At 66.3% G+C, this 7,437-nt stretch carries 7 protein-coding genes; 2 read left to right on the forward strand and 5 right to left on the reverse strand.

The features are described 5' to 3' along the window. Positions 1–51: 51 nt before the first annotated feature. Genes AADH62_RS01755 through pcp form a run of 3 tightly spaced genes read right to left on the reverse strand, consistent with a single transcriptional unit; the run spans position 52 to position 2,494 of the window. Entirely contained in the window at positions 52–1,071 is a 1,020-nt protein-coding gene (locus tag AADH62_RS01755; RefSeq protein ID WP_341577999.1) for a 1-aminocyclopropane-1-carboxylate deaminase, read from the reverse strand. Further along, positions 1,068–1,802, reverse strand: a complete 735-nt coding sequence (locus AADH62_RS01760; protein WP_341578000.1) for a GntR family transcriptional regulator — start codon at positions 1,800–1,802, stop codon at positions 1,068–1,070. Before AADH62_RS01760 ends, AADH62_RS01755 begins: the two co-directional genes overlap by 4 nt. A gap of 53 nt (positions 1,803–1,855) precedes the next feature. Further along, positions 1,856–2,494, reverse strand: a complete 639-nt coding sequence (gene pcp / locus AADH62_RS01765) for a pyroglutamyl-peptidase I (RefSeq protein WP_341578001.1) — start codon at positions 2,492–2,494, stop codon at positions 1,856–1,858. A gap of 104 nt (positions 2,495–2,598) precedes the next feature. Here pcp and gtfA point away from each other — a divergent pair, with 104 nt between their 5' ends. Both gtfA and AADH62_RS01775 read left to right on the forward strand, forming a co-directional pair. Next, a complete protein-coding gene (gene gtfA, locus AADH62_RS01770) occupies positions 2,599–4,086 on the forward strand; it encodes a sucrose phosphorylase (RefSeq protein ID WP_341578002.1) in 1,488 nt (495 codons plus the stop codon). 66 nt (positions 4,087–4,152) lie between these two features. Beyond that, entirely contained in the window at positions 4,153–5,949 is a 1,797-nt protein-coding gene (locus AADH62_RS01775) for a proline--tRNA ligase (RefSeq protein WP_341578003.1), read from the forward strand. A gap of 6 nt (positions 5,950–5,955) precedes the next feature. Here AADH62_RS01775 and AADH62_RS01780 read toward each other — a convergent pair whose 3' ends face one another. Both AADH62_RS01780 and AADH62_RS01785 read right to left on the reverse strand, forming a co-directional pair. Then, complete coding sequence (locus tag AADH62_RS01780) at positions 5,956–6,459, reverse strand: pyridoxamine 5'-phosphate oxidase family protein (protein ID WP_341578004.1); 504 nt, start codon at positions 6,457–6,459, stop codon at positions 5,956–5,958. 126 nt (positions 6,460–6,585) lie between these two features. After that, positions 6,586–7,437, reverse strand: an 852-nt coding sequence (locus tag AADH62_RS01785) for a hypothetical protein (protein ID WP_341578005.1), incomplete at its 5' end; no start/stop codon positions are given.

A 7,437-nucleotide genomic window follows, 5' to 3' on the forward strand; every position in this document is an offset into this window, starting at 1 on the left:
CTAACCTGCCACACGTGTCTGCACGACGCTATCCCCTTGCGCGCGGGCGGGTCAGTCCCATAGGCGCCAGTAGGCGTTGATCGCGGGCTGGCCGCCGAGATGGGCGTACAACACCGTCGAGTCCTGGGGAATGTCGCGGCTGCGTACCAGGTCGATGAGTCCGGCCAGCGACTTTCCTTCGTAGACCGGGTCGGTGATCATGGCCTCCAACTGTGCACCCAACGCCATGGCCGCCATCGTCGATTCGACCGGGATGCCGTACAGATCGCCAGCCCATCCTTCGAGCACCTGGATCTCGTCGTCGCGCAGGTCGCGACCCAGTTCGATGAGGCTCGCGGTGTTGCGGGCAATTCGGGCCACCTGGTCGCGGGTCTTGTCGAGCGTCGCCGACGCGTCGATCCCGATGACCCGGCGGCGCACTCCGGTCAGGTCCTCAAGCGCTGCAAAACCGGCGATCATCCCGGCGTGGGTCGACCCGGTCACGGTGCAGACGATGATCGTGTCGAAGAAGACCCCGAGCTGCTTCTCCTGCTCAGCAACCTCGAAAGCCCAGTTGGCGAACCCCAGCCCGCCGAGGGGGTGCTCCGAGGCGCCCGCCGGAATCGGGTACGGAACACCTCCGGCGTCCTCGACCTCCTGCAACGCCGACTTCCACGAGTCGCGGATGCCGATGTCGAACCCCGCGTCGTCGAGGCGGGAGTCTGCTCCCATCATCCGGGAGAGGAGGATGTTGCCGACCTTGTCGTTGGTCGGGTCCTCCCACGGCACCCACTTCTCCTGCACGAGCCGGGCCTTCAGTCCGAGATGGGCAGCAACGGCGGCGACCTGTCGCGTGTGGTTGGACTGATAGCCGCCGATCGAAACGAGAGTGTCGGCGCCGGATGCGATGACGTCCGGGACGATGTACTCGAGCTTGCGGACTTTGTTGCCGCCGTATGCGAGACCGCTCGAGACGTCTTCCCGCTTGGCCCAGATCTGCGCGCCACCGAGGTGGCTGCTCAGGCGCGCGAGGTGGTGGACCGGGCTCGGGCCGAAGGTGAGCGGGTGGCGGGGGAACTCATGAAGCTTCATGCGGGGGTGGTCTCGTTTTCCTCGGTGGCGGGGCTGTGTGTGGCGGGGCTGTGCGTCACGGGGGTGTGGGTGGCGGGCAGGTCGGTGTCGACCTCGGTGACGAGGTGGGTCCAGATCGACTCGGCGATCTCGGCGGCTCCGGCAGCATCGCCGCGAGCACAGCGGGCGATGAGCTGCTCATGTCGCAGCGTCGAGAGTTCGGCGTGCTCCGACGAGAACTGCGCCCGCTCGGCACGGAGCAGGACGGGTTCGTAGAGACGCAGGACTGTTCGCACCGCGTCGCTGTCGGCTACCTCGACGAGGACGCCGTGAAACAGCTCATCCGCTGCGATTGCTCCATCGATGTCCCCCCGGTCGACCGCGGCGCCGAACAGGCGGTTGGCTGCCCGCATCCGTTCAATCGCGTCCCGGTCGAGGCGGGGCACGGCGCCAAGCGCGGCTAACCGGTGCATGGCGGCCACGACATCGCGAGCCTCGCGGATCGCTCGAGGCTCGATCGGCGAGATGATCGTCGCTCGCCCCGGGGTCGTATGCACCAACCCGGCGTTCGCCAGGTCGAGCAACGCTTCACGCACGGGGGTACGGCTGACCCCCAGCCAGTGAGCGATATCAGCATCGCGGACCTGTTCGCCGGGCGCGAGAGTGCCATCCACGATGGCAGCTCGCAGCCGCGCCTGCACCTCGTCGCGCAGGAGGGGGCGGTGAGTGCCCGCTGTCGAGGGAACCGGCATGCAATATATTGCATACGGATCGCGGACTCCTTGTCAAGTTCGATCCGCGCGGCTCAGGCGAGGTGGCCGCCCGGGATGTCGAGGTCGCTGGTGTGCGTGAGCGTCGTCCTCACGGCGATCTCGAGCGCGCGCGCGATGTCGGCCTGGGGGAGCGAGGACGCGCCTGCTGGCGCGCTCTCGGCATCCCACGGCACGTGGATGAAGCCGGCTCGCAGCCCCGGTGTGCTCGCGCTCAGGTGTGCGAGCGTGAAGAAGACGTCGTTGCAGACGAATGAACCCGCTGACAAGGACACGGAGGCGGGGATGCCGCTGGCCGCGATCTCCTGGGCGATCGCCTTGATGGGGAGCGAGGATACGTACGCCAGGGGCGCCCCGGGGACGCAGGCAGTGTCGACGGGTTGATAGCCCGCGTTATCGGGAATGCGGGCGTCGCGCAGATTCACGGCGAAACGCTCCGGCGTGATGGCATCGCGACCGCCGGCCAAGCCCGTGGCAATGACGACATCCGGTCGGTGCGTGGACACCAATTCGATCAGCTCCGCGCTCGCGCGCGTGAAATCGACGGGAAGTATCGCCGTGACCAATCGAGCCGGCCCCGTCCACGCGGCGGCCAGTCGAACTACCGCGTCGCCTGACGGGTTCGTCTGATCATCAGCGAAGGGTTCGAAGCCGGTCAGGAGCACGGTCGTCATGTCTTCACGCTACGGGGACGACGCCGGTAGAATATGCTGACACGATTTAGCAAAGCGGAAACGGTCGTCGGGACCGAGCCGCAGACGCAACCGGAGTGCTGCTCATGACCCATCCGATCCAGCTCATCGCCTATGCCGACCGCCTGGGAGGGACGATTCCCGCTCTTGGTGAGATCGTGCGTGACCGATTCGCTGGAGCCTTCGGCGGCGTCCACATCCTGCCTTTCTTCACGCCCTTCGACGGCGCCGACGCCGGGTTCGATCCCGACGATCACACGACCGTCGACCCTCGGCTGGGCACGTGGGATGACGTGCGCGCCCTCTCTGGTGACCTCGATGTGATGGTGGACGTCATCGTCAATCACGTGTCTGCCCGCTCGCCGCAGTTCCGTGACGTCATCCAGAACGGTGACCAGTCGCCGTACGCCCAGATGTTCCTGACGATGGGCACCGTGTTCCCGGGGGGCGCGACAGAAGCCGATCTGCTGCGGATCTATCGACCTCGTCCCGGGCTCCCCTTCACCCCGTACCCGTGGGGTGAGTCCACGCGGCTGGTGTGGACCACCTTCACCGCCGCGCAGGTCGACATCGATGTGCGCAGCACCGCGGGATCGGCGTACCTCATCTCGATCCTTGATGCCCTGCGCGATGCCGGCACACGGATGATTCGCCTGGACGCTGTCGGTTATGCAGTGAAGACGCCGGGAACGTCGTCGTTCATGACTCCTGAAACCTTCGCCTTCATCGATGAATTGACTGCGCTGGCGCACGAGCGCGGGCTCGAGGTCCTCGTCGAGGTCCACTCGTTTTATCGGCGCCAGATCGAAATCGCCCTGCGTGTGGACCGTGTGTACGACTTCGCGCTCCCGCCCCTGGTGCTGTTCGCTGCCGCGACGGGAGATCACGCGCCGCTGGCGCGCTGGATCGCTGAGCGACCCGAGAACGCCGTGACCGTGCTCGACACCCACGATGGCATCGGCATCGTAGACGTCGGGCCCGATCCCGCGACGGGGGAGCCCGGGCTCCTGGATGCCGCCCAGCTCGACGCATTGGTCGAAGCGATCCATGACGCTACGGGTGGGCAAAGCCGGGCAGCCACGGGTGCGGCGGCATCCAATCTCGACATCTACCAGGTCAACAGCACGTTCTACGACGCGATGCGGCGCGACGATCGGGCGTACCTGGCAGCTCGTGCGGTGCAACTGTTCGTGCCCGGCATCCATCAGATCTACTACGTCGGTGCCCTCGCCGGAACCAATGACATGGATCTGCTCGAGCGCACCGGGGTCGGACGCGACATCAATCGTCACATCTACAGCGACGCCGACCTGGAGCGCGACCTCCAGCGTCCTGTCGTTTCGGCCCTGTTGGAGCTGTGCCGATTCCGAGCCAGCGCGCCCGGTTTCGACGGGACGTTCCAGTCCCGGCTCGACGACGACGGATGGTTGCAGGCGCGATGGGAGTCGGCATCCGGGTGGTCCGAGCTGCGGGCGCGGCTGGACCGGGGCCAGGCCGAACTGCGCTGGGCGCGCGCCGACGGGCGCGAGCACGCCACCGCGGACCTGCTCGACAACCCTCCCACCGATGTGTGAGGCCCGGACAGGTTCGGCGCCCCGTTCGCCGAGCCGGGGTCGCAGCGCGGCCTAGACTTGACGCTCGTGGTCACCCGTCTCTCGCATTACTTCCTCCGCACGCTTCGCGAAGACCCCGCCGATGCCGAGGTCACCAGCCACAGGCTCCTGGTGCGCGCCGGCTACATTCGGCGTCAGGCTCCCGGCATCTTCGCCTGGCTGCCGCTGGGCCTGCGCGTGAAGGCGAAGCTCGAGCAGATCATCCGCGACGAGATGGCGGCCGCGGGAGCCTACGAAGTGCACTTCCCGGCGCTGTTGCCCCGTGACCCGTACGAAGCGTCAGGCCGCTGGGAGTCCTACGGTGACGGAATCTTCCGGCTCCAGGACCGCAAGGGCGCCGACTATCTTCTCGCGCCTACCCACGAGGAGATGTTCACGCTCCTGGTGAAGGACCTTTATTCCTCGTACAAGGACCTGCCGCTGGCGATCTACCAGATCCAGGACAAGTACCGCGACGAAGCGCGCCCCCGCGCGGGGCTGCTGCGTGGCCGCGAGTTCACGATGAAGGATGCCTACTCCTTCGATTACACGGATGCCGGGCTCGACGCGTCCTACCAGGCCCAGCGTGACGCGTACGAGCGAATCTTCCAGCGGCTGGGGCTCGAGTACGTGATCGTCAACGCCGACAACGGACTGATGGGCGGCGCTCGCAGTGAGGAGTTCCTCCACCCCACACCCGTCGGTGAAGACACGTTCGTCCGCAGCGCCGGGGGATACGCCGCCAACGTCGAGGCGTTCACGACGATCGTTCCCGCGCCGCTTCCTCTCGACGGGCTTCCCGAGCCGGTGATCTTCGACTCGCCGAACACGCCGACGATTGCCACGCTCGTCGATCACCTCAACGCGAACGAGGCCGCCCCGGCTCCCGGCACCGCCGGTCCCGCCACGGATGACCAGACGACCTGGACGGCAGCTCACACGTTGAAGAACGTGGTGCTCGCGCTGACCCACCTCGACGGCACGCGAGAGATCGTGGTGGTCGGGATCCCCGGAGACCGCGACATCGACGACAAGCGCGCCGAGGTGGCCTTCGCCCCCGCCGCCGTGGAGGCTGCGACAGCTGACGACTTCGAGAACAACCCGCTTCTTGTGAAGGGCTACATCGGTCCCTGGTCGCCGACGGGCGCGGTTCTCGGCGAGGAGTCGGCGACCGGCATCCGGTATCTGCTCGACCCCCGCGTCGTGGACGGGACGTCCTGGGTCACCGGCGCCAACATCGATCAGAAGCACGTCCACTCGCTCGTGGCTGGCCGCGACTTCACAGCCGATGGCTTCGTCGAGGTTGCCAATGTCGCCGCGGGCGACCCGGCCCCGGATGGCTCGGGCCCCGTCGAGCTGGCGCGCGGAATGGAGATCGGCCACGTGTTCCAGCTCGGCCGCTTCTTCGCCGAGACTCTCGGGCTGAAAGTTCTCGACGAGAACGGCAAGCTCGTGACGGTCACGATGGGCTCGTACGGCATCGGTGTCACGCGGATCCTCGCGATCATCGCCGAACTCAGCAACGACGAGAAGGGTCTGATCTGGCCGACCGCCGTGGCGCCCTTCGACGTGCACGTCGTCGCTACGGGCAGGGATGCCGTTGCTTTCGATCTTGCGGAGCAGGCCAGCGCCCGTCTCGAGGATGCCGGTCTCGAGGTCGTCTACGACGACCGACCGAAGGTGTCTCCGGGAGTGAAGTTCGGCGATGCGGAACTTATCGGCGTGCCACGCATCCTCGTGGTCGGCCGGGGAGCGGCAACCGGCGAGGTCGAACTCTGGGATCGCCGCACCGGCGATCGCGAGACGATGCCGCTTGACGAGGCCATCGCTCGCCTCGCCGCGTGAGAGGCCCTAGTAGCTGATCTTCGCGTGCCGGACGATGTCGTCGTCCGGTGTGTCGCGGGTCACAAGCGCCTTCAGCATCCCGGCGGCCTGCGCCAGACGGTTTTGTCCGGGTTCCCAGAATTCCACCTCGACCGGTGTGACTCGCAAGAGGGTTATGCCGGGTGTGTCGAGCCCGCCTTCGAACCACACCTCCAGCGACGGCGAGTACAGCTCACGCATGAGTGCATCGTCGTGGACGACGCCGGCGCAACCTGCGACTGACACATAGCGCATGGCTTTCGGGTCGCAGTACGACAGTCCGACCTCGTCATCTGCTTCGGCCTCGTCGACCTTCTTGGTGTGCTCGGCCGTGAAGAACCAGATGTCGCCGTTCTCGTCCATGCGGCGGGTGCTCATCGGCCGGCTCACGAGGTTGCCGCTGTCATCGCGTGTCGTGAGCATCGCGATGTCGATGTCTTCGACGAGTTCCTTGGCGCGGGTGCGGGCTTGCGTTCCGGTCAGTTCGGTCATGCCAGCAGATTGCGTCGTGGCCGCGGGCACTCGCGAGGGGATTGACAGCGGTCACGGCTCCGCGTAACGAAGCGGAAGGCGAGTGGGGCGGACCCTGGTCGCTTCCACGCGCGCGTCACCGTGCGCTCAGAGTCCGAACTCCGCGCGTACGTGGTCGCGGATCTCGACGTACTCCGGCCGGTCCCAGAAGAAGAGCAGCTTCTGCGCGATCATCGTGTCGCTGTCGGGTTCGGGCTCCAGTACGAAGGTCATGAAGCTCTCGGCGAAGTCCTCGACCACGTTGGTCGCGGCATAGTCGCTCACGAAATCGTCCTCGTGATCAAGGTAGAACTCGTATGCGAGATCGGCGTCCGCATTGGCGGGATCCGGAGCATCCGAACCGTACTGTGCCCAGAATTCCTGGTCAAAGGCCCACAGCGCCGAATCCGGCTCCGCGCACCCTTCATCCAGCTGGAGCGTGTCGCAGCTCCAGGCCTCGGGGTCGGTTTGGCCCGGAGACAGGCTCAGGATGTGCGCGTACTCATGGATCAGGGTGGACAGCAGCAGGTCCTCGTCTGACGCATAGGCGAGGTTGACCACGAGCGTCCATTGCTGGGGATCGTCAGTTTGCAGGACGTAGGCGAGCGTGTCGCTCGATTCCGAATCCCCGACGCGGAAGTCGCGGATGACGCTGCCTGCCACCTCGGGGGTCACGATTCTCACGAACATGTCCCAGATCGATTCGGTGGTTTCGTCGCCGGTGGGGGAGAGGGAAGCATCCGGCTCGACGGTGTACACCTCGACGACGCCGAGATCCTCGTCGTCCTCGGTGTAGACCTCGCCGTCGTCGTACTGTCCGAAACCGTCGCTCTGATCGACGGTGCCGATGTCGGTGAATGCAGTCAGCGAGCAGCCCGACAGTGCCAGGACGAGAGCGACGAGGGCGGTTGAGAGGGCGGGTGCTGTCAGGCGGCGTGTCACTGCTGTGCTCCGTGGATG

The organism is Microbacterium schleiferi, assembly GCF_038150145.1.
GTDB classification, from domain to species: Bacteria; Actinomycetota; Actinomycetes; order Actinomycetales; family Microbacteriaceae; genus Microbacterium; species Microbacterium schleiferi_B.